We start from the raw sequence: 24,005 nt of genomic DNA on the forward strand, positions 1-24,005 counted from the left end.
TCAGGCCGGAAGGGCGGATGCCAGGGGATAGTCGGTCAGCCCCTTGGCCGCACCGCCAAAGAAGGTGCTGCCGTCGGGCGGGTTCAGCGCCAGCCCATGCTGCAGGCGGTATGGCAGGTCCGGGTTGGCGATGAAGGGTCGGCCAAAGCCGATCAGGTCGGCCCAGCCGGCCTGCAAGGCGGCTTCGGCCGTGGCGGCGGTGTATTTCCCCGCATAGATCAGCGTGCCGCGGTAGACCAGACGCAACGCTTCCTTGAACGCCACCGGCATCTCGGGCGCATCTTCCCAGTCGACTTCGGCAATGTGGATGTAGGCCACGCCCAGGTCGTCGAGCAGCTTGGCCGCCGCCAGGTAGGTGGCCTGGGGAGTGTCGTCCACCGCACCGTTGAGCGTGGTCAGCGGCGCCAGGCGCACGCCGATGCGGTCCTTGCCCACCACGGCCACCACCGCTTCCACCACTTCCTTCAGAAAGCGCAGGCGGTTGCCCAGGCTGCCGCCGTAGGCGTCGGTGCGGTCGTTGGCCTGGGAATCAATGAACTGGTTGATCAGATAGCCGTTGGCGCCATGCAGCTCGACGCCGTCAAACCCGGCATCCAGCGCGTTGCGGGCCGCGTGGGCGAACTGCTGCACGATGGCAGGAATCTCTTCCAGCGTCAGCGCGCGCGGCATGCTGTGCTGCACCATGCCGCCCACGCCAGCCTCCGGCCCCTGCTGACCGGGATCCACAAACACTTTCACGCCTTCGGCCAGCAGGGCCGAGGACGACAGCGGCGGCACGCCACCGGGCTGCAGGTCCACATGCGAGATGCGGCCCACATGCCACAGCTGGGCAAAGATGCGGCCGCCGGCCTGGTGCACGGCATCGGTCACCTGCTTCCATCCGGCCACCTGCGCGGGGCTGTAGATGCCCGGGGTCCAGGCATAGCCCTGGCCCTGGGGGCTGATCTGCGTGCCTTCGCTGACGATCAGCCCGGCCGAGGTCCGCTGGGCGTAGTACTGCGCCATCAGCGCGGTGGGCACGTCGCCGGCGGCGGCGCGGGAACGGGTCATGGGCGGCATGACCAGGCGGTTGGGCAGCGTCAGTGCGCCCAGGCGGTAGGGGGTGAACAACATCGGCGAAGGCCTTTCAGATGGCATGGCGTCCATGGTCGCGCAGACAGAAAAATGTTGCAGTGCACAGGATATGGCATCGGCGGGACGGCCGCATGGCCTGCTGCGGCACCTGACGGTCCCGTCCCCGCTGTCCGACCTAGGGCCGGCCCCCTGGCCACCCGGCCCCACTCCCCGGTACAAGGGACAGGTTGTTCCCCTGTCACCCCAGCCTAGGAGAGTCCCATGCATTTTTCTTCCCGCGCGGCCGTGGCCAGCGTGCTGTGCACCAGTGCCTTGTTCCTGCTGGGCGGCTGCGCCGCCCCCCAGGCCAGCCCGCCCCCCTCACAGGCCTCACAGGCCTCACAGGCCGCACAGCCCGCGCCTGCCAGCGGCCTGTCGCGCACTCTGGTGGGCAAGGCCGATGTGTCCACACCCGGGCGTGAAGCCGTGGTGGCCCGGGTCGAAGTGGCCCCCGGCGCACGGGCCGGGCGGCACACCCACCCGGGTGACGAGATCAGCTACGTCAGCGAAGGCCAGGTCGATCTGCTGGTGGACGGCCAGCCGCCCCGCACCCTCAAGGCCGGTGAATCGTTTGTGGTGCCCGCCGGCGTGGTGCACGACGCACACAACGCCAGCAATGCGGCCGTCAAGCTGATCGGCGTTTACGTGGTGGAAAAGGGCAAGCCGCTGGCCACGCCTGCGCCCTGAGCGCACCGCACCTGAACGCACACAGCCACCCTGGGGCGGCTGTGTGGTGCCTGGAGTGTCTGGAACGCCTCTGCGGAATGCTGCCTCGGCTGCAAAGGCCGCAACGGCAGCCACCGCCGCCAACGCGCTACCGCCTCAACTCCCGGCGCGCCGCACTGCCGCATCGCACCAGCGCTGCGCCACGGCGGGCGAGGTGGCGCAGACCGCCTCGTGGGTGATGGTGGTCACGGCACGCTCCAGCAACTGGATGTCGGCCTCATGCTGGCGCGCCACATGTGGGTCTTCAAAGAAGATGGCGCGCTGGCAGCGGCGCTCCAGCACCAGGTCGGCAATCTGCGCGTCGCCGCCCAGCGGGCCGCTGTTGAAGCGGTCCACCCAGGGACGGTCGGCCGGCCAGCCCTTGCTCCAGGCCAGTTCATTGAGCTTCTGCCCCGTGGTGCCGGTACCCACCCGGCGCTGAAAGCGCGAGAGCAGCTCGAAATTGCGGGCCGCAAAGTCCAGCATGGCGGGCTTCATGGCATCGTGGGCAATCAGGGCCACGGTCTGGTGCCCGAAATCGTGAAAGCGGTCGGCGCTGCGGTCGGGCGCCAGACCGGCATGGATGCGTTCCATCTCCACCCAGTCGCGCGCACTGGCCACGGTCGACAGAAACGGCTTGCCGTGGATCACGCACTGGCGCTTCAGGGCCAGCGCCTCGGGAAAGATGGACGAGGGATCGACCGGGTCGGTCAGATAGATGGCGCCGTCCAGCGTGCGCCCTTCCCCGGGCATGCCCACCACCTCGGCCACCAGCTTCATCAGCCCGCCGTCGCGCCCATAGGGGTAGCGCACCAGGCCTTTGTAGCCCTTGAGCATTTCGGCCGCCGCAATGGCGTCGCAGGTGCGGCCCACCACATGCAGGCCCAGCTGCAGCTCGCGGATGCCCGGCTCGCAGGCGCGCAGCAGGGCGAACAGGGCGCCATCTTCGGTTTGGTGGTGCAGTCGGTTGGCGGCAAGACCCAAGAGCATGTCGAAGCATTCCCATAAAACTGGTTGGATTACCGAGCATAGACCCAAAATACGACAGATCCCTGGCAGTTTTGCCGCATCTTTCACCCCCTTTTTCCTGGGCCGTCACCTCTTTATGCGCCTGCAACGTCTGTTCCTCGCCCTGGCCACGGCCGCCCTGCTGGCGGGCGGGGGCTGCGCTGCCATCGACGCCAAGCAGCGCGAAATGATCTTCCAGCCCAGCGACCGCCTCTGGCCGCGCAGCGACCAGCAGGGCATGCAGGAGGTCTGGATCACCCACCCCCACCGGGTGGAGGCGGACCAGGAGGGCACATCCCATGAAGCGCGGCTGCATGCCCTGTGGCTGGACGGGCAGCGCGCCGATGCCCCGGTGCTGCTGTACCTGCACGGTGCGCGCTGGAACGTCAGCGGCTCCACGGCCCGCATGCGCCGCATGCAGTCGCTGGGCTTTGCCGTGCTGGCCGTGGACTACCAGGGGTTTGGCCAGAGCAGCAAGGGCCTGCCGTCCGAAGCCTCGGCCCGTGCCGATGCACAGGCCGCCTGGGACTGGCTGGCCAGCCAGTACCCCGACCGGCCGCGCTTCATCTTCGGCCATTCGCTGGGTGGCGCGATTGCGGTGGACCTGGCCACGCGCGTGCCCGATGTGCGCGGCCTGATCGTGGAAGGCACGTTCACCCGCATTGCCGATGTGGCGCGCACCTTCAAATGGGGCTGGCTGCCGTTCCAGCCGTTCATCACCCAGCCTTTCGATTCGGTGGACAAGGTGCCGCAGCTCAAGGCACCGCTGCTGGTGGTGCACGGCAGCGCCGACCAGCTGATTCCCTCCAGCCTGGGGCAGCGCCTCTATGAGGCTGCCCCTACGCCCAAGCGCTGGGTGCTGGTGGACGGCGCCACCCACCACAACGCAGGTGCCATTGGACTGGCCCAGTACCGTGTGGCACTACAGCAGCTGTGGCCGGCCGAGCTGGGCCAGGGGCGCAGCACCACCGCAGACAAAGGCCGGGACAGGAACTGAACCCGGCCCCTGCTCCACGAGCGGCTGCCCGGCCCGCCGCGCAGCCTTGCGCAATCTGATAGGCTCGCGGCCCTGTATGCCTGCCGCGCCCGCTTCTTCTTCGGTCCCTGCGGACCCTGTCCCTGCCCACCACCTCGACACCCCGCTGCGCGGCATGTCGCCGCTGCTGGTGATCGGCCTGCTGGCGCTGCTGCTGGGGCTGCAGCCCATCACCACCGACCTCTACCTGCCCGCGCTGCCGCTGCTGACGGCGCAGCTGCAGGCCCCGGTGGCGCAGACCCAGCTCACGCTCACCGCCCTGCTGCTGGCCTTTGGCGGTTCGCAGCTGGTGTGGGGCCCGGTGTCCGACCGCTGGGGCCGCCGCCCGGTGCTGCTGGCCGGTCTGGCCCTGTATGTGGTGGCCGCCCTGGGCTGCGCGCTGGCGCCCAGCATGGACTGGCTGGTGGCCTGGCGCACCTTGCAGGGCGTGGCCACCGGCGCGGGGGTGATGGCTGCGCGCGCCATCGTGCGCGATCTGTACACCCCCACGGCCGGCGCCCAGGCCATGTCCAAGGCACTGACCGGCCTGGGCGTGATCGCCTGTGCCAGCCCCATCGCCGGCAGCCAGCTGGCCCAGCACTTCGGCTGGCGCGCCACCATGGCCGCGCTGGCGGTGTTTGGCGCGGCCACGCTGGTGCTGGTGGCCCTGCGCTTTCGCGAAAGCCTGGCCACGCCGCGCCCGGATGCCACCCAGCCGCGCCAGCTGGCCCGCACCTGGGCAGCCATCGTGCGCCACCCCACTTTTCTGGCCTACACGGCCACCACCAGCGGCTCCTACGCCGGGCTGTTCACCTTCCTGGCGGCCTCGTCCTTCACCTTCATCGGCGTGCTGGGCTGGACCGCCGCCGATGTGGGCCTGCTGCTGGGCGTGAACGGTGCCTGCTATATCGCCGGCACCATCCTCTGCCGCCGCCTGCTGCAGCGCCTGGGCGTGCGCCGCACCGTGGCCGTAGCCGGGCTGCTGGCCGTACTCGGCACCGGCAGTCTGCTGGCCGCCGCCCTGCTGGATGTGGCCAATGCCTGGGCCTATGCCCTGCCGTTCAGCCTGTACATGGTGGCCCACGGCATCCAGCAGCCCTGCGGGCAAAGCGGCGCCGTCAGCGCCTTTCCGCAGGCGGCCGGCACCGCCGCGGCACTCAACGGCTGCGCCATGACCCTGACAGCCTTTGCCATGGGTGCCTGGCTGGGCCAGCACCTGGACGGTACGGTGTACCCTCTGGTCTTCGGCACAGCCTTCTGGGCAGCCTGGACGGCCCTGGCGTCCTGGGTGCTGGTGCGCCGCTGGGGCGTGGCCCCGGCCGCCTGAGCCTCGTCTGCCCTTTTTCCTGCCCCGCTCTTGATCTGTTTTCTGTGACCGTGACCGCTTCCGCCTCTTCCCTGCCCTGCATTGCCATTGCCGGGCCCACCGCTTCCGGCAAAACCGCTGCCGCGCTGGCGCTGTCTGCCGTGCTGCAGCAGCGCGGCCTGGCCGCTGAAATCGTCAGCGTCGACTCCGCGCTGGTCTACCGGGGCATGGACATTGGCACGGCCAAACCCACACCGGCCGAGCTGGCCGCCGTGCCCCACCACCTGATCGACATCCTGGAGCCCACACAAAGCTACTCCGCCGCCGAATTCGTGCGCGACACCGAACGCCTGGTGGCCGAGATCCGTGCCCGTGGCGCCGTGCCGCTGCTGGTGGGCGGCACCATGCTGTACTTCAAGGCGCTGTTTGAAGGCCTGGACGAGATGCCGGCCGCCGACCCGCAAGTGCGCGCCGCGCTGGATGCCCAGGCCGCCGACATCGGCTGGCCCGCCATGCACGCCCTGCTGGCCCAGGTGGACCCGGTCACCGCCGAGCGCCTGGCGCCCGGCGACAGCCAGCGCATCCAGCGCGCCCTGGAAGTGTGGAAGATTTCCGGCAAGCCGCTGTCCAGCTTCCATACCGCGAAAGATGCATCGGCGCCGCGCTTCGATGCCACGCTGTTTTCGCTGGAACCGACCGACCGGGCCTGGCTGCACCAGCGCATTGCCCAGCGCTTCGAGCAGATGCTGGAGCACGGCCTGGTGGACGAGGTGCGCACGCTGCGCGCCCGTCCCGATCTGCACCTGGACCTGCCCAGCATGCGCTGCGTGGGCTACCGCCAGGTGTGGGAGGAACTGGACTGGCAGGAGCGCCGCGACAAGCCCGCGCTGAACATGCACCTGGTGCGCGAAAAAGGCATTGCCGCCACGCGCCAACTGGCCAAGCGCCAGATCACCTGGCTGCGCAGCATGCCCCAGCGCCACCCGATTGACTGCCAGGCCCCCGACGCCATCGTGCAACTGGTGCAAGCGGCCTGGGGTGTAGTGCAGGCCAGCCTGCCCAAGTAAGCCGCCTCTCCCGTCTCCCGCCGTTGACTGCCTTCACCATGTCCTTGCCAGCTGCCAGCACACCGCCCGCCAACGTTCAGGTCGTGGACCTGGCCAAACGCTATGGCACAGGGGCCGATGCGGCCACGGTGTTCGAGCAGGTCAACCTGGAGGTGGTGGCGGGCGAGTTTGTCGCCATCGTCGGCGATTCGGGCGTGGGCAAGTCCACGCTGCTCAACTGCCTGGCCGGGCTGGACCGCTGGGACCAGGGCCAGGTGCTGCACCAGGGCCAGGACATCGGCCGGCTGGACGAAGCCGGTCTGGCTGTCTGGCGCCGTGCCCATGTGGGCTTTGTGTTCCAGGCCTTTCACGTGCTGCCGCATCTGAGCGTGGCGCAGAACGTGGCCCTGCCGCTGATGCTGCTGGCGCGTGGCACCCCGGCCGAGCAGGACGCCCGCGTGCAGGCCATGCTGGCGGCCGTGGGCCTGGGCGATATGGGGCAGCGCCTGCCCCAGCAGCTCAGCGGCGGCCAGCTGCAACGGGTGGCCATTGCCCGCGCCCTGGTGCACCGCCCGGCCCTGCTGCTGGCCGACGAGCCCACCGGCAATCTGGACCCGGACACGGCCGCCCGCACCATGGACCTGTTGGTGGCCCAGACCCGCGAAGCCGGCGCCAGCCTGGTGCTGGTCACCCATTCCCCGGACGCGGCGGCCCGCGCCGACCGGGTGCTGCGGTTGACGGCCCGGGGCATTGCGGCGGCCTGAACAACGCCGGCCCGCGGGGCCGTGCTAGCGGCGCGACTTCAGCGCGGCGTCCACTTCAAGGTGACAAAACCGGCGCGGCCACGCTGGTTGTAGCCGTAGGCAGTTTCATAGACCTTGTCGGTCAGATTGGCCACACGGGCCTGCACCGCCCAGTCCTTGGCGAACTGGTATTCGGCGTGCAGGTCCACGGTGGTGTAACCGCCCAGGTCCACCGTACCCTGCTTGTCGGTGCGCTTGCCGGCATACAGTGCGCTGGTGCCGAACTTCCAGGCGCCGATACGCTTGTCCACCGACAGCGTGGCCTGGTGCTCGGGCAAACGGTCCGTCAGGCGCTGGCCCTTGCCATCGACCGCATCCAGGTGCTCGTAGCGTGCCGACAGATCCCAGCCCTGCCACTGGGTGCTGTAGCCCAGCGACCAGCCCTTCAGGCGTGCGCTGTCGATGTTGAAGGGGAACCACATGCCGGTGCCGTCGTCGGCCCAGGAGATCAGGTTCTTGACCTTGTTGTCGAAGCCCGTCAGCTTGAACTCGTGGCCGCCCACGCTCCAGTCCAGCCCGATTTCGTTGCCCTTGGAGCTTTCGGGCTGCAGGTTGGGGTTGCCGGACATGGGGTAGTACAGGTCGTTGAAGGTGGGCGCCTTCATGCTGCTGGCCCGTGCCACGCGCGCGCGCAGACCGGACAGGACTTCGTAGCCGTAGCCAATGCCCCAGGTGTTGTAGCCGCCGAACTGGGAGTTGTCGTCACGGCGCAGGTTGAGCTGCCAGGAATGCGCCGCGTGGCTGCCGTTCAGGCCGGCATAGGCGGCATTGGTCGAACGGTCCTTGTGGTCGTAGCGCTCGGACGAGGCAATCTGCTGCTCCAGACGCTCCAGGCCGGCCACCACCACACCCACCGGGGTCTTGATCTCGTTGCCCCATTTGTATTCGGTCTGCTCGGTCTGGAACAGGTCCTGGTAACGGTCGGTACGGCCCTCCAGGCGGTGGTGGGAACGCTGCTTGTCATTGGAACGCGACACGCTCAGGGTGCTGTTCCAGTTGGCAGACAGCCTGCCCGACAGCTTGAGCTGGCTAGTGGCGGCACGGAATTCGTTGTACGAACCGTTCACCAGCGGCATGCTCCAGTCGGGCATGAAGATGTAGTCCTGGTCGAACTCGGAATAGCTGTCCGCCCGCATCAGATTGGCATCCAGGCGCCAGTCGGCATTGAAGGCATAACCCAGTGCCGCCGTGACCGAGGTCTGGTTGAACTTGTCGGCATCGGAGCGGAATTCGGCGCTCTTGCGGTTGGTGGCCGAGAAGCCAGGGTCGATGACGCGCGCCATGTTCAGGCTGTAGTTCCAGCCGGACTGCTCGCCTGCAAAACCGCCATCGGCCTTTTTGTAGCCCGCGCGGCCCCAGGTGAGTGCGGCATGGGGCACGAATGCCTGCTTCACGCCCTTGCCCTGCTTGGTGAAGATCTGGATCACCCCGCCAATGGCATCGCTGCCATACAGGGCCGATGCCGGGCCGTGCACCACCTCGATGCGCTCAATGGCTTCCAGCGGCAGCGACTCCAGCGTGGGCGTGCCCAGCGTGGCCGAACCGAAGCGCACCCCGTCCACCAGCAGGACCACCTGCTTGCTGCCGCGGATATAGACGCTTTGCGTGTTGCCGCGGCCGCCGTTGCTGGACATCTGCACGCCGGCAAAGCGCTGCAGCACTTCGGCCAGCGAGCGGCCTGCCGAGTTGCTGATCTGCTCTTCGGTGATCACGCGCACATCGGCCAGGGTTTCGTCCAGCGGCGTTTCAGAGCGGGTGGCGGTCACCACCGTGGTGGACAGGGGCACGTTTTGCGCCGCAGCATGCTGGGCCAGGCAGGCCGCGGCCAGGGCCACGGCCGCCAGAGGAAAACGCACGGAAGCGCGCTGGCCTTCCGCTGGGAATGGTTGGAAATTTCGCATGGATGCACACATGGTTGGCACCGGCGTCCCCGCCCGTGCTTCACACAACCAGCAACCCGGGTCTGCATGCACAGCGGCACGCCAGCGGATGCTGGACCTGTTTTGGCCGGTATCCAGACTGGCGCACGGCTTGCCAAGCCTTCCCAGAGCGCATGGCTCCAGTGGCAAGAGATGGCAAGCGGGTCCTGCGGGACCTGTGCGCTCACTGTTGCGGGGGCAGTACATGCTGTGCCAGCGCGGGCGCCGGCGTCCATGTTTCCCGTTTAACCGCAGCGCCAGAACAGCGCTGCAAGCACCAAAACCCCGCATTGTAGGCAGCAGGCTGACACGGGGCTTGTAGGATGGCGAATGCCCTGCCCATGGAACCCTGGGCCGCGCAGGCGTGCCCACCCGCCCCGGGGGCGGTGCACACCGCTGTTTTGCCCTGGAACCTCCGTGCCCGCCTCACCCTCTCTCACCGCTTCTCCGCTGCCGCGCCTGCTGGCCAGTTTTTCGCTGCAGGAGTACCGGCGCCAGCCCTGGCGCAGCCTGACCGCCCTGCTGGCCATTGCGCTGGGCGTGGCCCTGGGTTTTGCGGTGCATGTGATCAACCAGTCGGCGCTGGATGAGTTTTCCCGCGCGGTGCGCAGCGTCAACGGCCAGCCAGATCTGGAATTCCGTGGCATGCGCGCCAGCCTGCCCCAGAGCATTTACCCGCTGATCGCGCTGCGGCCCGAGGTGCAGCATGCCGCGCCGTGGATCGAGGGCACGGTGCAGATCGACAGCACGCCCGCCACGGCCGTGGCTGGCGATCACGCGCCGCATGCCATCCCGGAACCACTGTCGCTGCGCCTGCTGGGCGGCGATGCCTTGCAGTCGGCCCCACTGGCCCCTGCGCTGCAGCCCCGGCTGTTTGCCGACCAGGACCGGTTGCAACTGTTCGCGCCCGACGCGGTGTTTCTGAACCCGGCGGCACTGCAGGCCCTGGGCCTGGACGAAGCCAGCGCCCCCGGCGCCCTGCTGCCGGTGCGCGTGCACACCCATGCCGTGACGCTGCGCGTGGCCGGCACGGTGGCGGCCGGCGGCGCCCCGCTGGCGGTGATGGACATTGGCGCCGCCCAGGACCTGCTGGGCCAGGACGGCCAGATCCAGCGTGTGGATGTGCTGCTGCGCAGCGGCACCGGCCGCAGCGCCTTCACCGCCGCGCTGCGTGCCCTGCCCGGCTGGCCGGCCCAGGTGCTGGTGCAGCAGCCGGGCGGTGAGCAGCAGCGTGCGGCCGAGATGTCACGCGCCTACCGCGTCAACCTGACCGTGCTGGCCCTGGTGGCGCTGTTCACCGGGGCGTTTCTGGTGTTCTCCGTACTGGCGCTGAGCGTGGCGCGGCGCGCACCGCAACTGGCGCTGCTGGCCGTGCTGGGGCTCACGCCCGCGCAGCGCATGCGCCTGGTGCTGTGGGAAGCCGCCCTGCTGGGCATGGTCGGCAGCGCGGCCGGCATTGCGCTGGGCACCGGACTGGCCTGGCTGGCCCTGCGCATGCTGGGCGGGGACCTGGGCGGCGGCTACTTTGCCGGCGGCCAGCCCCCGCTGCTGTGGAGCGCACCGGCTGCCGCCACCTTCTTTGCCCTGGGCCTGGCCGCCACCGTGGCCGGCGCCTGGTGGCCGGCACGCACGGCCCGTGCACTGCCGCCCGCGGCCACGCTCAAAGGGCTGGGCGCCGTGGGCCAGACGCCTGCGCGCGCCTGGACCGGCCTGGCCCTGGTGGCCGCCAGTGCGCTGCTGGCCAGCGTGCCGCCCATTGGCGGCATTCCCCTGGCCGCCTATGTGGCCGTGGGACTGATGCTGCTGGGCGGCATGGCGCTGCTGCCCTGGTTGCTGGATCGCGTGCTGGGCGGCCTGCAGCGGCTGTGGCCGGCCACGCTGCGCCAGCCGCTGTCCATGCTGGCGCTGGAACGTGCCCGCCGCATGCGGGCCAGCGCCAGCGTGGCCGTGGGCGGCGTGGTGGCCAGCCTGAGCCTGGCCGTGGCGCTGACGGTGATGGTCACCAGCTTTCGCGGCAGCATGCTGGACTGGCTGGACGCCGTGCTGCCCTCGCCGCTGTACCTGCGTGCGGCCGGCGGCTCGTCCAAATCCGACGCGGCGCTGCTGCCGCCCGCGTTGCTGCAGGCCGTGCGCGACCTGCCCGGGGTGAAACGCGCCCAGCCGATGCGGGCCACCAGCCTGTGGCTGGACCCGCAGCGCCCGGCCATCAGCCTGCTGCTGCGCCCGCTGCACGGCCCGCAGGCCCAGCAGCTGCCGTGGGTGGGGGCAGCGCCTGCCCAGTCGGTTCCGAACGGCATGGTTGCCGTCTACGTGAGCGAGGCCGTGGCCACGCTGTATGGCGTGCAGGCCGGCCAGCCCTGGCCGCTGCTGGACCGTGCGTTCAGCACCGGGCAGGCCGGCAGCAGTGCTGCCGGGACAGACGGCCCGGCCACTGCCCCCACGGCCGGCGCAGTAGAAACGCGCTTTTTCATTGCCGGCATCTGGCGCGACTACATCCGCCAGTTCGGCGCGGTGGCCATGGACTGGGGCGACTACCAGCGCCTGACGGGCGATGCCCGTATGTCCGAGCTGTCGCTGTGGCCTGCTGCGGGCGAAGACCAGGCCACGCTGCAGCCGCGCATCGAAGCTGCCCTGGCCCGGCTGTCCGGCGGGCAGGCTCCGCCGCTGGAATTCACCAGCAGCGCCGCGCTGCGCCAGCGCTCGCTGGAGATTTTTGACCGCAGCTTCGCCGTTACCTACTGGCTGCAGGCGGTGGCGATCGGCATCGGGCTGTTCGGCATTGCCGCCAGCTTCAGCGCCCAGGTCCTGGCACGGCGCAAGGAGTTTGGGCTGCTGACCCACCTGGGGCTGACGCGCCGGCAGATCCTCACCGTGGTCGCCGGCGAGGGGGCGGCCTGGACGGCCATGGGAGCGCTGGCCGGCACCTTGCTGGGCCTGGGCGTGGCCGCCATCCTGGTGCACGTGGTCAACCCGCAAAGCTTTCACTGGACCATGGAGCTGCGCCTACCCGCCGGGCGCCTGCTGGCCCTGGCCTGCGCCGTGGTGCTGGCCGGCACCCTGACGGCCTGGTGGGCCGGCCGCAAGGCCACCGGTGAGGACGCGGTGCTGGCGGTGAAGGAAGACTGGTAACGGCAGCATGGCGCCTGCGGCGGTGGCACACCGCCACCGCGTGCCACCCGACATTCCCGCCATTACCGACGTGCCCGCCATGCCGCCCTGGCCTTTGGTCGGCCCGGCTACGTTCTGTCATACCTGCATTGGCGCTGCTGCCGTACAACCGCTGTCTAACCACCGGAGGCATGCATGCAAGTCCAGACCTATCTCCTGTTCCAGGGCCGCTGCGAAGAGGCCCTGAACTTTTACCGCGATGCGATCGGTGCGACCATCCAGGCGCTGATGCGCTACAGCGAAAGCCCGGAGCCGCCCCCACCCGAATGCACGCCCGCACGGCCCGACATGGTGATGCACGCCAGCCTGCAGGTGGGCGAGACCCTGATCATGGCCAGCGACGACCCCAGCCCCGGTACCCGCCCCTTTACCGGCTTCAGCCTGACCTTGAACTGCACCGATGCCGCCGAGGCCCGCAAGCACTTTGATGCGCTGTCCGCCCAGGGAGAGGTCACCATGCCGCTGGGGCCGACGTTTTTCTCCCCGTCCTTTGGCATGCTGAAAGACCGTTTCGGCGTGCCCTGGATGGTGATCGTGGCGCAGGAACAGGCAGGCTGCGGCGCCACCTAGGCAAGCCTTTGCCCGACTGGCGACACCGCGGCATGCAAAAGGCGCCTGGCATGGCTGCGCAGGCGCCTGATGTGGGTGGCGATAGGCCGCCACCAGGCCTGGGGGCCAGGTGGACTGGGTGCGCCCTAGACCTTGGTCACCGGCTTCGCCAGCGCCACGCCGGGGGCAGCTGCCGCCTGCGAGGGCTTGGCTGGTGCCAGCAACGGGGCCTTGGTGCCGGCCGCCGCACGGGCCTGTTCGCGCGCCTTGCGGCGCTGGAAGCGCAGCAGTTCCTTGTCGTTGCGGCGGATGTGCAGCGACAGCCAGTCCCGCAGCACGGCAGACAGCTGCGCCGCCACGGTGATGCTGCCGGCCTGCAGCTTTTTTTCCAGGTCCCACAGCTGGTCCATGAAATGGTTGTGCCCGACCTTGTGGTTCTCCAGATCGGGGAAGCCCATCTGCGCCATCAGGTTCTCTTCGTTGCGCAAATGGTCCTGGGTGCTGGTGATGACGCGGTGCAGGATGGACGCCACCACCGCCCGGCCCTGACCTTCGCGGGTGGCGGTGTGCAGTTCATTGACCAGATCCACCAGCAGGCGGTGGTCTGCATCGATGGGGCCGCCATCGATCACCATGTCATCGGCCCACTCGAAATACGCCATCGCTCAGGCCTCCAGCGCCGGCACCACCGGGCGCATGCCCAGCGCAGGCGCGCTGCGCTGCACCAGCACGGCATCGGCCTTGAACACGCTGATGGCCTGCACCAGGGCCTGGGCCTGGCCTTCCAGCGACTGGGCGGCGGCGGCGGACTCCTCCACCAGGGCCGCATTGGACTGGGTGACCTGGTCCATCTGCATCATGGCCTGGTTGATCTGCTCGATGCCATGGGTCTGGTCTTCGCTGGCCTCGCTGATCTCGTTCATGATGTCCGCCACCCGGCGCACGCTGACCACGATCTCGTCCATGGTGCTGCCGGCTTTCTCCACCAGCGTGCAGCCGTTGCTGACGTTGCTGACCGACTCGTCGATCAGGCCCTTGATCTCCTTGGCGGCTTCCGCGCTGCGGCCGGCCAGGGAACGCACTTCCGACGCCACCACGGCAAAGCCGCGGCCCTGCTCGCCGGCGCGGGCGGCTTCCACGGCGGCGTTCAGCGCCAGGATATTGGTCTGGAAGGCAATGCTGTCGATGATGCCGATGATGTCGGCGATCTTGCGCGACGAGGTGTTGATGGCTTCCATGGTGTGGACCACGTCGCCTACCACCTGGCCGCCGCGCACGGCCACCTGCGAAGCTGTCTCGGCCAGCTGGGCCGCCTGGCGGCCGTTGGCGTAGTTCTGGCCCACGGTGCCGGCCAGCTCCTGCATGGCGGCCGTGGTCTGCTCCAGCGCACTGGCCTGCTCTTCGGTGCGGCCGGACAGGTCCAGGTTGCCGGTGGCGATCTGCGACGTGGCGGTGGCGATTGCATCGCTGCCGTTGCGCACTTCGGTCACGATGCCCGACAGGCTGTGGTTCATGGTCTGCAGCGCCTGCAGCAGCTGGCCGGTTTCGTCGGTGGTGCGCACGGTGATGCGGCTGTTCAGGTCGCCGGAGGCCACGGCCTGGGCCACCTGCACCGCTTCGCCCAGCGGCCGGACGATGGCACGGGTGATACGCCACGCCAGAAACAGGCCCAGGCACATGGCGCCAAAGCCGATCACCGACACCCACAGGCGGGCGGATTCGGTGTCCTCGGTGGCCTTGTGGCCGGCGTCTACCACCAGCTGCTTTTCAATCACGGCCAGGGCGTCGGCGTTCTGCTGCACCAACCCCAGCTGGACTAGGGTGGTGCCCAGCATCTCCTGGCGGGCGGCATCTTCCTGGCCGGCGTCCAGCAGTTCATAGAAGCGCTTTTGCGATTCCACATACAGGCCGCGTGCAGCTTCGGCCTTCTTCAGCAGCTCGCGCGCTTCGGGGCGCTTGACCTGTTCGCTCAGCAGCTTGAAGGCGGCGATGAAGCGCTCACGGCCTTCGGTGATCTCGTTGCGCAGCGCCTGGCGCTCGGCCGGCGCGCTGACCAGTTGCTGCACGGTACGCCGGCCGTTGGCCAGGGCGATGCTGCTGAGGGTATTGGCCGCTTCGGTCTTGACCCATTCCACCTCGATGATGTCGCGCGTGGTGTGGGTCACGCCGGTCAGGCGCACCACCGACACCACGATGATGATGAACATCAGCACATTGATCGTAAAAAAAGCCAAACCCAGCTTGGCACCGATGCGCAGGCCACGGCCTGTCGACAAAAAATGAGGAAGTGACATGAAAAGCGTGAGGAGGAAAAACAAGAAATCCGCAGGCCACCCTGCGGAGGTGCGCGATTGATACACGAAGTTACGAATCAACTTCTGATCCAGCGCAAACCTGCCAGCTTTTCACCCCTCCCCTGGGGAACCGCCCGCCCAGCGGTCGTTACCAAGGCCTTCCGGTGCGCCTGGGTGGTGCCGTCCGCGCGGCCTGCGCGCTGTGTCAAACCCGTGCCGTGCGCAGGGGCCGCTACCATGAGCCCAGAGACTGGGTGGCAGCCCCTGCGGCCCCATGCCACTGCACGGCAGTGCATGCCTGCCCCATCCCATCCGCCAGCGCGCCCGCCCCACGCAGCGCCCAACCCATTCCCTTTTCAGGAGCCTTCCATGTTGCGACGTCTGCTTTTCACCACCGCCACCCTGCTCTGCCTGGGCCTGAGCGCCTGCGGCGGCACCATGCCCAGTGGCTCCAGCAGCTCCGGAAGTTCGGGCAGCGGCATCACCGTGTTCGGCGACATCGACGCCAACGTCAGCCACACCCGCTGACTTCCTTTGCCCCGGCAAGCCCTCCCGGCCTGCACGGGACTGGGGGCGCTGCACAATCCCTGCTTTCATGTGGATGAGGCAAGTGATGCAGATTTCTGAGCAATGGGTGTTGGTGACCGGCGGTGCCCGCGGTCTGGGTGCACATATCAGCCGCGCCGTCGCGCGCGAAGGCGCGGGCGTGGTGATCAACTACCACCGCAGCGACAAGGCGGCCGCAGCGCTGGCCGAAGAACTGGGCCCCCGCGTGATTGCGCTGCAGGCCGATGTGACCGATGCCGCTGCGGTACAGCACCTGGTGCGCAGCGCCCAGGAGCGCACCGGCCACGCCATCACCAGCGTGGTCAACAACGCCCTGACCAGCTTTGCCTTCGACGGCGATGCCCGCCCCAAGCTGGACTCCATCGCCTGGGAGCGCTTCAGCCAGCAGTTTGACGGTGCGGTCAAAGGCGCGCTCAACACCATGCAGGCCACCTTGCCCGCCATGCGCGCAGCCGGCTTTGGGCGCGTGGTGAATGTGGGCACCAACCTGTTCCAGAACCCGGTGGTGCCCTACCACGACTACACCGCCGCCAAGGCGGCGCTGCTGTCGCTGACGCGCACCGCCGCCAACGACCTGGGCCCGGACGGCATCACGGTGAACATGCTGTCCGGCGGTCTGCTGCGCACCACCGACGCCAGCAGCGCCACCCCGGAAGCGGTGTTCGACCTGATCGCCAGCATGACCCCGCTGCGCCGCGTGACCACGCCGGCCGAGTTTGCCGATGCCGTGCTGATGCTGCTCTCGCCCTGGTCGCGTGCCGTGACCGGACAGAACCTGATCGTGGACTGCGGCCTGGTCAAAGGCTGAAACCGGCCACGTAGCCCCCAACAAAAAAGCCCGCCCGGCTGCAAGCCGGCGGGCTTTTTTTCGGAGAGCGCAGCCGCTCACTCGCCCTGGGCGGCGATCTCGGCTTCCACCTCGGCGTGGGTCTTTTGCACCGCAGCCGAAGGCGTCTTGCCCAGCAGGCTGACCATGACGATGGCGACGGTGGACAGCACAAAACCCGGCACAATCTCATACAGCTTGAACCACTGGTAGTGCTGCCAGACCAGCACCGTGACCGCGCCCACCACCATGCCGGCCAGCGCGCCATTGCGCGTCATGCGCTTCCACAGCAGCGACAGCAGCACCAGCGGGCCGAAGGCCGCGCCAAAGCCGGCCCAGGCGTTGCTGACCATGCCCAGCACCTTGCTTTCGGGGTCCTGGGCGATCACGATGGCGATCACCGCGATCACAAACACCATGGCGCGGCCGAACCAAACCAGCTCCCGTTCGCTGGCCTGCTTGCGCAAAAAGGTTTTGTAGATGTCCTGCGTCAGCGCGCTGGAGCACACCAGCAACTGGCAGGACAAGGTGCTCATCACGGCCGCCAGCACGGCGGCCAGCAGCACGCCGCTGATCCAGGGGTTGAACAGCAGCTTGGCCACTTCCAGGAACACGGTTTCGGCATTGGCGTTCACGCCGCCAGCCAGATCGGGCCGGCCGTTGAAAAAGGCGATGCCGAAGAACCCCACGGCCACGGCGCCGCCCAGGCACAGCACCATCCAAGTCATACCGATGCGGCGGGCATTGGGAATGGTCTGCACCGATTCCGCGGCCATGAAACGCACCAGGATGTGCGGCTGGCCGAAGTAGCCCAGCCCCCAGGCCAGCAGCGAGATGACGGCGATTACCGTCTGGCCCTGGAACATGTCGAACGCACCGCTGCGGGCGGTGTCGATGATGGCCGCACTGGGGCCCACGCCGCCGTCGGCGTAGATCACCATCAGCGGCGCCAGGATCAGCGCGGTGATCATCAGCGAGGCCTGGATGGTGTCGGTCCAGCTCACGGCCAGAAAGCCGCCGATGAACACATAGGCCATGGTGGCCACGGCCCCCACCCACAGCGCGGTCTGGTAGTCCATGCCGAACATGGATTCGAACAGGCGCGCGCCTGCCACCACGCCCGAGGCGCAGTAGATGGTGAAGAACACCAGAATCACCAGCGCCGTGACGATGCGCAGCAGATTGCTCCGGTCTTCAAAACGGTTGGTGAAGTAGTCCGGCAGCGTCAGCGCGTTGCCGACCTTCTCGGTGTAGATACGCAGGCGCGCCGCCACAAAGCGCCAGTTCAGCCAGGCCCCCAGGCACAGGCCGATCGCAATCCACGAGGCCGACAGCCCTTGCAGAAACACGGCACCAGGCAGGCCCATCAGCAGCCAGCCGCTCATGTCCGAGGCGCCGGCCGACAGGGCCGTGACCACCGGGCCCAGGCTGCGCCCGCCCAGGATGTAGTCGGAAAGGTTGTCCGTGGCTTTGTAGCCAGCCCAGCCGATGGCAAGCATGCCCAGCAGGTAAATGGCAAACATCACCACGGTGGGTGTATTGGCGGTCATAGGTTGTCGTCGGTCGAAAAATGGGAAAAGCCGGGCGGCAGCGGCGCGCTGCCCACCCACCCGCTGGCGGTCGGTGGGGCCACTGCAGCGGAGGCGGAAGTGTCCGCACACCGGCATGCCCTTGCAGGCCAGCGTGCATTGCGGTGCCGCAGCTGTCTATGGGCGCGCAGCAGGCGCAGCCGGCAGACGCCCACCAGCAGGGAAAGCCGAGGGGATGCGCATGGACCCCCGCATGGGCCCCCACAGGGGCAGCGCACCTGCGGTGCTGGCGAACGGCCAAAGGGTGTATTCTAGGTACTTACCCTAGACCTTCCCCACAGCTTCCCTGCACAACCCTGTGGACAAGTCGTTTCCCGCGGGTGCAAACCGCCCCCAAGTGTTTGATTTCATTGCCGACGGCTTAGCCTGCCCAGAAAGCAGGCAGGCGACGCAGACTGTCGCGCGCGCACAGCAGCCAATGCCCAGCCGGCCTAGACTGCCAGCCTGCGGCAGTGCTAGCCACGGCTGCGTCCCCCTCCCTGTGCCCCGGCGGGCAGGGGCGGGCTTCCTCTTTTCCACCTTGAATTGACGTTATTGGCATGTTGCAGGCCTTGCTGGTTCTTTTGGTATTTCAATGGCTGGGCCAGGTGCTGGTCACCGCCCTGGGCATCCCCTTTCCCGGTGCGCTGGCGGGCACCTTGCTGCTGCTAATTGCGCTGCTCTACAAACGCACGCTGCCTACGTGGCTGGAGCAGTCGGGCCATTTCCTGCTGCAGAACATGATGCTGCTGTTCATCCCCACCATTGCGGGCGTGATGCTGCACTTTGACCGCCTCTCGCGCGAATGGCTGCCGTTTGTGCTGTCCTGCGTGGTGGGGGCGGCGCTGACATTGGTGGCCACGGCGCTCACCTTCAAATGGATGATGGGCCGCGAGCGCGCCCGCCATGGCAGCGCCGTGGAGGACGAGGCATGAATGAGCTTCTCACCCGCACCCTGGCCAGCATGACCGCCGGCCCCTTGCCCTGGCTGGTGCTGACCATTGCCTGCTACCTGGGCGCCGTCTGGCTGTACAAGCGCAGCGGCCAGCAGCCCTGGCTGATTCCGGTGTTCACCGCCGTGCCCGTCATCGTGTGCGTGCTCTTGCTCACCGGTACACCCTACGCCACCTACCAGCAGGGCACGGCCTGGCTCAGCCTGCTGGTGGGCCCGGCCACCGTGGCCCTGGCGCTGCCGCTGTATGCCCAGCGCGACCGCATCCGCCGCCTGTGGCGCCCGATTGCCGTGTCGCTGGTGGTGGGCTGCGTGGTGGCCCTGCTGTCGGCCATGGGCATTGCCTGGCTGTTTGGCGCTTCCATGGAAAGCATGGTCTCCCTGGCGCCCAAGTCGGCCACCATCCCCATCGCCCTGCCGCTGGCCGAGCGCTTTGGCGGACTGCCTTCGCTGGCTGCCGTGGCCGTGGCCATCACCGGCATTGCGGGCACCATCGTCGCGCCCTGGCTGCTGCGCGTGCTGCACTGCACCGACCCGGCTGTCGAAGGCTTTGCCCTGGGCCTGACGGCCCATGCCATCGGCACGGCCCGCTCCATCCAGCAGCACCCCACGGCCGGCGCCTTTGCCGCCCTGGCCATGGGCCTGAACGGCGTTGCCACGGCGGTGGCCATGCCGCTGCTGATGGCCCTGCTGTAAGCCTCCCGTCCCCTGCGCGGCACCACGGCACTACACAGGCAGGGACGGAATGCGGCTGGGGTCAGTCCCTCTGGCCCGGCCGCGAACGCACCGGCGACCTGCACACCGGTACCCCGGACCTGCGGGCCCGGCGCCTTCAATCCAGCTGGTAGCTGAGCAGCACGCTCACCCGCAGTTTGCGGTCGGGGTTGTTGAAGGCCGGATCGCCCAGGGGCTTGGCCAGCGCAAAGTCGGCACTGTAGTAGCGCTGGTTGTTCAGCCGGACCCCCACGCTGGCCGAGCGCAGGCTGGCCGACGGCACGCCCCGCTGCTCCTGCCGGGTCCGGGCGGCTTCGTACAACACATAGGGCTGCACCTGCTTGAGCCACTTCTGCTGGACCGGCCAGCTGTAGTTCAGCTCCACGGCAGCGCCGATGCCCGAATCCCCGGTGACTTCCCCGGCCTGGTAGCCGCGGCCAAAACGGCTGCCGCCAAAGGATATGCGTTCGGCGATGGGCAGGATGTCCGGGCTGTACTGGCCGCCGAAGGACACCGCTGCGCCCACTCCGCTGGCCTTGTTGCTGCGCAGGCCGGCATCCCAGGCCAGCCGCCAGAAAGCGAGCTTGGCCGGATTGGGCGCTGGCTCCACCCCGAAATTGGTGCTGCGCTCAGTGTCCGCGCCCAGTGCATTCAATCCATGCACCAGCATGAGCGAGGCATTGCGCAGGGTGCGCTCCTGCGCTGAAGTCCAGTCCAGCTGCGCATACAGGGCCCGCACATGCTCTTGCGTCACAAGCTGCGCACCGGAGGCCCTTTCGGTGAAACCGCGCTGGTAATTGAGCCCATAGATGCCGGCAGCCGCCATCAGCACCGTGCGCTGGTCCAGCCGCAGCGGATGCTGCACCGACACATCGATCCGCCGCTGCTGGGTCAGGTCATCAATGCCGACCAGACCCGGCCCATCCTGCACGGTCTGGCGGTATTCCGAGGCGTTGACCCTGAGCATGCTCCCCTGCCGGTTGAGCCACTGGCGGTAGCCCACGGCCAGAAACCGCTCTTCATCCCAGGGACGCAGCAGGCTGGTGGCCGTCAGCTGGCTGCCGGCTCCCAGCACATCATTGGCCAGCACGGTGGCCATGGCCTTGGAATGGCCCTGTCGCAGGTCTGCGCCCAGAGACACGCTGACAGGCTGGTGGGTGGAGGCCAGCACCAAGGTGGTGGCGCCATCGGTGGTGGTGGGCAACTGCGCGGATGCCGTCACACGGACACCGGGAATGCGCGCCATCAGCTGCGTCTGACGGTGGAAGGTCTCGCTGCGCAACGGCTTTTCCGCCAGCAGCGGCTCTGCCAGTTCACGCAGCAGGGCTTCGGACTTGCCGGCCTGGCCCTCTATGCGCAGCTGGGCGATGTGGCCTTCCACCACGGTGACTTTCACCACCCCGTTGCGAAAATCCTGCGGGGGCACGAAAGCGAAGGACAGCGCGTAACCGGCCTGTTGGTAGATGCGGGTGATCTCGGTCCCCGTCTCCACAATCCGCGCCAAGGTGACCGGCTGACCTGCCAACGGGGCAAAGACCTTGGCCACACTGTCGAACGGGACCGAGCGCACCCCCACGATATCGAACTGGCGCGGCACCACGGTCTGCGCCAGAAAGTCTGCACTCTGCTGTGGCGGCGTGATCTGCACCTGGGGCTTGGGCGGAGGGGCCACCGCCGGTGTCTGCGGCAGCGAATCCAGCGGATTGCCCGCCGGAGCCACTGCCTGGGCATATACCCCCCAGGGGCACACCGCCCACCCGACCACCAACACACGCAGGTACAGCTTCATACAGGCCAGTTCTCCTCCTCAGCCCTGGCAGCCGGCCGTTTCAGGCCGGCTGCAGGACCATGCGGTTCAACGCTTGCCCAACAATCCACCCAGCACATTGCTCAGCACATTGCCGGTCTGCGCAGCCGGTGTGGTGGTGGTTCCTGCGGAAGCCGTTCCCGTGATGGCAGCCTGGGTTCCGGTTCCTGTCGTCGATCCTACCGTGCCACCGACGGCACCTGTGACGCTGCTGACGAGCGTGACGACAGGCGTTGCCGTGACCCCTGCCGTCGCAGTGCCGCTGACGACGGGAAGGCCGGTGCTGCCGCCCAGCAGATTGCCCAGGCCACCCGCCGCACCGCTGCCGGTACCGCCATTCAGCACCCCGCCGACGGCCGCCACGGTCTGCCCGGCGCTAGAGACCACCTGCCCCAGCGGCGAAGCCAGCGGGGCCTGCGACTGGCCGATGGACTGACCCAGCTGGTTGACCGCGCCGCCGGCGGTCTGCAGCAGGTTGTTGACCGGGGCGCCCAACTGGGTCGCCCCACCGATGGACTGCGTGGCGCCGATGGCCGTGACCAGCAAGGGGGTGACCACCTGACTGCCCGTGGTCGTCAGCTGATTGACCGCCGTGCTGTCCAGGACCGAGCCGACCCGCGCCGACAGCTGCGACACGCCCTGGCCTACGCCGTCCACCGCGCTGCCGGCCAGGCCTACCACATCGCCCACCGGACCCAGTGCCGGGGTGTTGAGTGTGGACAGGGTCGTGCCTACGCCGGAGACGGTCTGCCCCAGCTCATTCACCACCGGCTCGATCACCTTGGCGGTGGTGCCAATCACGTCCGGATTCGTGCCAATGGAGCCCAGACCATCGCTCAAGGCGGTACCCACCGCCTGGACGGCTGCAGCCGGATGGGAAAGTGTGTCCCCCAGCGCCGCCGTGGTGGGCGCCAGGGCCGTGTTGGACCCAACGCCTCCGACACCGGATGCCACGCTGTCCAGCAGATTGCCGGTGGACGTGACGATGTTGCTGGTGCCGCCCGTCAGGTCGTTGATGGCCGCCACCGGAGCCGAGACCCCTCCTCCGGTGCCGCCGCCATCACCACCTCCATCACCACCGCCGGTACTGCCGCCACCGGTGCCGCCCGTTCCGCCACTGCCGCCGCCCGTGCTGCCGCCACCGCCAGCCACCTCCGTTCCGCCCCCTGAGCCGCTTGGCCCGGCGTCCGAACGCAGCGATCCACTGGAAGAACAGGCTGCCAGCCCCAGGGCCAGCACGATGGCCGTGGCAGCGCGCCAGCGGGTGGATGTGACGGCCATGCGAGATTCCTCGGCCACACTGTGAACAGCGGCTAACCGCACTGTCAGTTGTTTCGTACGCATATCGACCTCCTACAGCGGTGCTGCGTGCTGCCCGCAAGGAACCAGCGGACTTGGTAGGGCGGATGGTCTGGTCGATACCGTTGGTCTTCCAATTTAAATATTGGCTCGCACGCTTACGAACAATTACCAAAAACTATCGAATTACGAATACCTTAATAAACAAACTACATACTGAAAATCCTATTTCCTATTGATATTTCATCGATATTCATTTAGGAAAATCATTCACACTTTGCGCCGGTATGCCGCCACCGCGCCCAGAATCAGGGCCATGCCGGCCCACTGCGCCATGGTGGGCCTGGCACCAAACCACAGCAGGTCCACCCCCAGCGCCACCACCGGGTAGATGAAGGACAGACCGGCCACCGCCTGGGCAGGCAGCCGCTGAAAGGCGGCATACATCAGCGTGTACATGCAGGCCGTGTGCATCAGGCCCAGTACCAGCAGGGCCCCCCAGGCCCTGGCGCTGAACACGGCTGCCCCACCCCACACGGCCACCGGTCCCGCCAGCACCAGCACGCCCAGGCCCATTTGCAGCATGGCGATCTGGGCCGGCGCCAGACGGCGCAGGCGCTGTGTGGCCAAGGTGGCCACGGCATACAAGGTGGCAGCCCCCAGGGCCAGCGCTACGCCGGGCCAGGCCGCACGGCTGGCGTACGTGCCATCCAGCCCGCTGCTCAGCACCACCCCCAGCAGCGCCAGGCCCAGCCAGGGCAGCTTCCTGAACGGCAAGGCTTCGCCCTGGAACACCGCCGCCAGCACCAGCAACACAAACGGCTGCACGTGGTAGACCACGGTGGCCACTGCAATGCTGCTGTAGCGGTAGGCGCTGAACAGCCCCACCCAGTTGCACACCAGCGCCACACCACCGACACCCAGCCAGCCCCATTCCCGGCGCGTGGGCGACTGCCATTGGTGCGTGTATGCCACCCAGGCCGCCAGACCCAGGCCGCCGAACAGGCAGCGCAGCCACACCACCCAGAGCGCGGGCAGCCCGCTTTCCACCACCAGCAGACCGATGGTGCCGGACAGCGCCATGGCCAGCACCATGCGCCAGGTGCCTCCTCGGGGCAGAACAGGCTGAAGCAGCGCCGGAGCTGCGGCAGCCGAAGCTGCGGCAGTCGGTACCGTTGCAGCCGATGGTGCCTGGGTCGTTGCCGCAGGCTGGTCTGCGCCGGAGGCCGCAGAAGAGAGAGAGGAGATGTGCATGGCTGCAGCGTGACGCATTGCCTGCAAAGCATCAATGAGACATCATGCAAAGCACTGTTGCACCCAATTCAACAACCACCTCTTTACCCTTG

At 68.1% G+C, this 24,005-nt stretch carries 20 protein-coding genes and 1 riboswitch; of the genes, 11 read left to right on the plus strand and 9 right to left on the minus strand.

Translation table 11 applies throughout. From position 1 onward, the window contains the following. Positions 1-1,113, minus strand: a complete 1,113-nt coding sequence (locus tag QM470_RS03885) for an alkene reductase (RefSeq protein ID WP_283338278.1) — start codon at positions 1,111-1,113, stop codon at positions 1-3. 222 nt (positions 1,114-1,335) lie between these two features. Here QM470_RS03885 and QM470_RS03890 point away from each other — a divergent pair, with 222 nt between their 5' ends. Then, positions 1,336-1,800, plus strand: a complete 465-nt coding sequence (locus QM470_RS03890) for a cupin domain-containing protein (protein ID WP_283338279.1) — start codon at positions 1,336-1,338, stop codon at positions 1,798-1,800. A gap of 135 nt (positions 1,801-1,935) precedes the next feature. On the opposite strand, the gene QM470_RS03895 is transcribed toward QM470_RS03890, so the two are convergent. After that, entirely contained in the window at positions 1,936-2,808 is an 873-nt protein-coding gene (locus tag QM470_RS03895) for a methylglyoxal synthase (RefSeq protein ID WP_066536436.1), read from the minus strand. Between the two features lie 115 nt (positions 2,809-2,923). Here QM470_RS03895 and QM470_RS03900 point away from each other — a divergent pair, with 115 nt between their 5' ends. The 4 genes from QM470_RS03900 to QM470_RS03915 all read left to right on the plus strand — a co-directional run bounded on the left by QM470_RS03900 (position 2,924) and on the right by QM470_RS03915 (position 6,957). Then, entirely contained in the window at positions 2,924-3,823 is a 900-nt protein-coding gene (locus QM470_RS03900) for an alpha/beta hydrolase (protein ID WP_283338280.1), read from the plus strand. A gap of 154 nt (positions 3,824-3,977) precedes the next feature. Continuing rightward, complete coding sequence (locus QM470_RS03905) at positions 3,978-5,168, plus strand: multidrug effflux MFS transporter (RefSeq protein ID WP_280025227.1); 1,191 nt, start codon at positions 3,978-3,980, stop codon at positions 5,166-5,168. A gap of 50 nt (positions 5,169-5,218) precedes the next feature. Continuing rightward, positions 5,219-6,214, plus strand: a complete 996-nt coding sequence (miaA, locus tag QM470_RS03910) for a tRNA (adenosine(37)-N6)-dimethylallyltransferase MiaA (RefSeq protein WP_283338281.1) — start codon at positions 5,219-5,221, stop codon at positions 6,212-6,214. 38 nt (positions 6,215-6,252) lie between these two features. Then, positions 6,253-6,957, plus strand: coding sequence for an ABC transporter ATP-binding protein (locus QM470_RS03915; protein WP_283338282.1), 705 nt, complete (start codon positions 6,253-6,255; stop codon positions 6,955-6,957). Positions 6,958-6,995: 38 nt separating this feature from the next. Here QM470_RS03915 and QM470_RS03920 read toward each other — a convergent pair whose 3' ends face one another. Then, entirely contained in the window at positions 6,996-8,852 is a 1,857-nt protein-coding gene (locus tag QM470_RS03920) for a TonB-dependent receptor domain-containing protein (RefSeq protein WP_283338283.1), read from the minus strand. Positions 8,853-8,984: 132 nt separating this feature from the next. Continuing rightward, positions 8,985-9,212: riboswitch (cobalamin riboswitch) on the minus strand. 153 nt (positions 9,213-9,365) lie between these two features. Here QM470_RS03920 and QM470_RS03925 point away from each other — a divergent pair. Beyond that, positions 9,366-12,044 carry an FtsX-like permease family protein gene (locus QM470_RS03925; protein ID WP_283338564.1) on the plus strand — a complete coding sequence of 893 codons (2,679 nt, stop codon included), beginning with the start codon at positions 9,366-9,368 and terminating at the stop codon, positions 12,042-12,044. Between the two features lie 174 nt (positions 12,045-12,218). Then, positions 12,219-12,653 carry a VOC family protein gene (locus QM470_RS03930; RefSeq protein ID WP_283338284.1) on the plus strand — a complete coding sequence of 145 codons (435 nt, stop codon included), beginning with the start codon at positions 12,219-12,221 and terminating at the stop codon, positions 12,651-12,653. A gap of 125 nt (positions 12,654-12,778) precedes the next feature. On the opposite strand, the gene QM470_RS03935 is transcribed toward QM470_RS03930, so the two are convergent. Together QM470_RS03935 and QM470_RS03940 are read right to left on the minus strand one after the other, a co-directional pair. Further along, entirely contained in the window at positions 12,779-13,294 is a 516-nt protein-coding gene (locus tag QM470_RS03935) for a bacteriohemerythrin (RefSeq protein WP_218333715.1), read from the minus strand. Positions 13,295-13,297: 3 nt separating this feature from the next. Then, entirely contained in the window at positions 13,298-14,926 is a 1,629-nt protein-coding gene (locus tag QM470_RS03940; RefSeq protein ID WP_218333714.1) for a methyl-accepting chemotaxis protein, read from the minus strand. A 369-nt stretch (positions 14,927-15,295) separates the two neighbouring features. Between QM470_RS03940 and QM470_RS03945 the strand changes: the two genes are divergently transcribed. Further along, positions 15,296-15,454: a hypothetical protein gene (locus QM470_RS03945; protein WP_283338286.1), complete on the plus strand. Its 159-nt coding sequence runs from the start codon at positions 15,296-15,298 to the stop codon at positions 15,452-15,454. 85 nt (positions 15,455-15,539) lie between these two features. Continuing rightward, positions 15,540-16,301, plus strand: coding sequence for a 3-oxoacyl-ACP reductase (locus tag QM470_RS03950; RefSeq protein ID WP_283338287.1), 762 nt, complete (start codon positions 15,540-15,542; stop codon positions 16,299-16,301). A gap of 77 nt (positions 16,302-16,378) precedes the next feature. Here the strand turns inward: QM470_RS03950 and putP are convergent, their stop codons facing one another. After that, complete coding sequence (putP, locus tag QM470_RS03955) at positions 16,379-17,869, minus strand: sodium/proline symporter PutP (protein WP_283338288.1); 1,491 nt, start codon at positions 17,867-17,869, stop codon at positions 16,379-16,381. Positions 17,870-18,447: 578 nt separating this feature from the next. Between putP and QM470_RS03960 the strand changes: the two genes are divergently transcribed. Beyond that, positions 18,448-18,822, plus strand: coding sequence for a CidA/LrgA family protein (locus QM470_RS03960; protein ID WP_218333710.1), 375 nt, complete (start codon positions 18,448-18,450; stop codon positions 18,820-18,822). Beyond that, positions 18,819-19,535 (plus strand): LrgB family protein, encoded by a 717-nt coding sequence (locus QM470_RS03965; protein WP_066536475.1) that lies wholly within the window; start codon positions 18,819-18,821, stop codon positions 19,533-19,535. The genes QM470_RS03960 and QM470_RS03965 overlap by 4 nt, the downstream gene beginning before the upstream one ends. A 136-nt stretch (positions 19,536-19,671) precedes the next feature. Here the strand turns inward: QM470_RS03965 and QM470_RS03970 are convergent, their stop codons facing one another. The 3 genes from QM470_RS03970 to QM470_RS03980 form a co-directional block, all read right to left on the minus strand. Next, complete coding sequence (locus tag QM470_RS03970) at positions 19,672-21,342, minus strand: ShlB/FhaC/HecB family hemolysin secretion/activation protein (RefSeq protein ID WP_283338289.1); 1,671 nt, start codon at positions 21,340-21,342, stop codon at positions 19,672-19,674. 66 nt (positions 21,343-21,408) lie between these two features. Continuing rightward, on the minus strand, positions 21,409-22,641 hold the full coding sequence (locus tag QM470_RS03975; protein ID WP_283338290.1) for a collagen-like triple helix repeat-containing protein: 1,233 nt from the start codon (positions 22,639-22,641) through the stop codon (positions 21,409-21,411). 288 nt (positions 22,642-22,929) lie between these two features. Further along, positions 22,930-23,913 carry a DMT family transporter gene (locus tag QM470_RS03980; protein ID WP_283338291.1) on the minus strand — a complete coding sequence of 328 codons (984 nt, stop codon included), beginning with the start codon at positions 23,911-23,913 and terminating at the stop codon, positions 22,930-22,932. Positions 23,914-24,005 lie beyond the last annotated feature (92 nt).

It is taken from the genome of Comamonas sp. 17RB (assembly GCF_030056555.1).
GTDB classification, from domain to species: domain Bacteria; phylum Pseudomonadota; class Gammaproteobacteria; order Burkholderiales; family Burkholderiaceae_C; genus Comamonas; species Comamonas terrigena.

Coding starts and splice junctions, on each gene's coding strand:
- QM470_RS03980 (WP_283338291.1), bottom strand. CDS start 23,913: ATGCACATCTCCTCTCTCTCTTCTGCGGCCTCCGGCGCAGACCAGCCT.
- QM470_RS03905 (WP_280025227.1), top strand. CDS start 3,978: ATGTCGCCGCTGCTGGTGATCGGCCTGCTGGCGCTGCTGCTGGGGCTG.
- QM470_RS03940 (WP_218333714.1), bottom strand. CDS start 14,926: ATGTCACTTCCTCATTTTTTGTCGACAGGCCGTGGCCTGCGCATCGGT.
- QM470_RS03915 (WP_283338282.1), top strand. CDS start 6,253: ATGTCCTTGCCAGCTGCCAGCACACCGCCCGCCAACGTTCAGGTCGTG.
- QM470_RS03965 (WP_066536475.1), top strand. CDS start 18,819: ATGAATGAGCTTCTCACCCGCACCCTGGCCAGCATGACCGCCGGCCCC.
- QM470_RS03930 (WP_283338284.1), top strand. CDS start 12,219: ATGCAAGTCCAGACCTATCTCCTGTTCCAGGGCCGCTGCGAAGAGGCC.
- QM470_RS03945 (WP_283338286.1), top strand. CDS start 15,296: ATGTTGCGACGTCTGCTTTTCACCACCGCCACCCTGCTCTGCCTGGGC.
- QM470_RS03890 (WP_283338279.1), top strand. CDS start 1,336: ATGCATTTTTCTTCCCGCGCGGCCGTGGCCAGCGTGCTGTGCACCAGT.
- putP (WP_283338288.1), bottom strand. CDS start 17,869: ATGACCGCCAATACACCCACCGTGGTGATGTTTGCCATTTACCTGCTG.
- QM470_RS03975 (WP_283338290.1), bottom strand. CDS start 22,641: ATGGCCGTCACATCCACCCGCTGGCGCGCTGCCACGGCCATCGTGCTG.
- QM470_RS03960 (WP_218333710.1), top strand. CDS start 18,448: ATGTTGCAGGCCTTGCTGGTTCTTTTGGTATTTCAATGGCTGGGCCAG.
- QM470_RS03885 (WP_283338278.1), bottom strand. CDS start 1,113: ATGTTGTTCACCCCCTACCGCCTGGGCGCACTGACGCTGCCCAACCGC.
- QM470_RS03895 (WP_066536436.1), bottom strand. CDS start 2,808: ATGCTCTTGGGTCTTGCCGCCAACCGACTGCACCACCAAACCGAAGAT.
- QM470_RS03970 (WP_283338289.1), bottom strand. CDS start 21,342: ATGAAGCTGTACCTGCGTGTGTTGGTGGTCGGGTGGGCGGTGTGCCCC.
- QM470_RS03900 (WP_283338280.1), top strand. CDS start 2,924: ATGCGCCTGCAACGTCTGTTCCTCGCCCTGGCCACGGCCGCCCTGCTG.
- QM470_RS03935 (WP_218333715.1), bottom strand. CDS start 13,294: ATGGCGTATTTCGAGTGGGCCGATGACATGGTGATCGATGGCGGCCCC.
- QM470_RS03950 (WP_283338287.1), top strand. CDS start 15,540: ATGCAGATTTCTGAGCAATGGGTGTTGGTGACCGGCGGTGCCCGCGGT.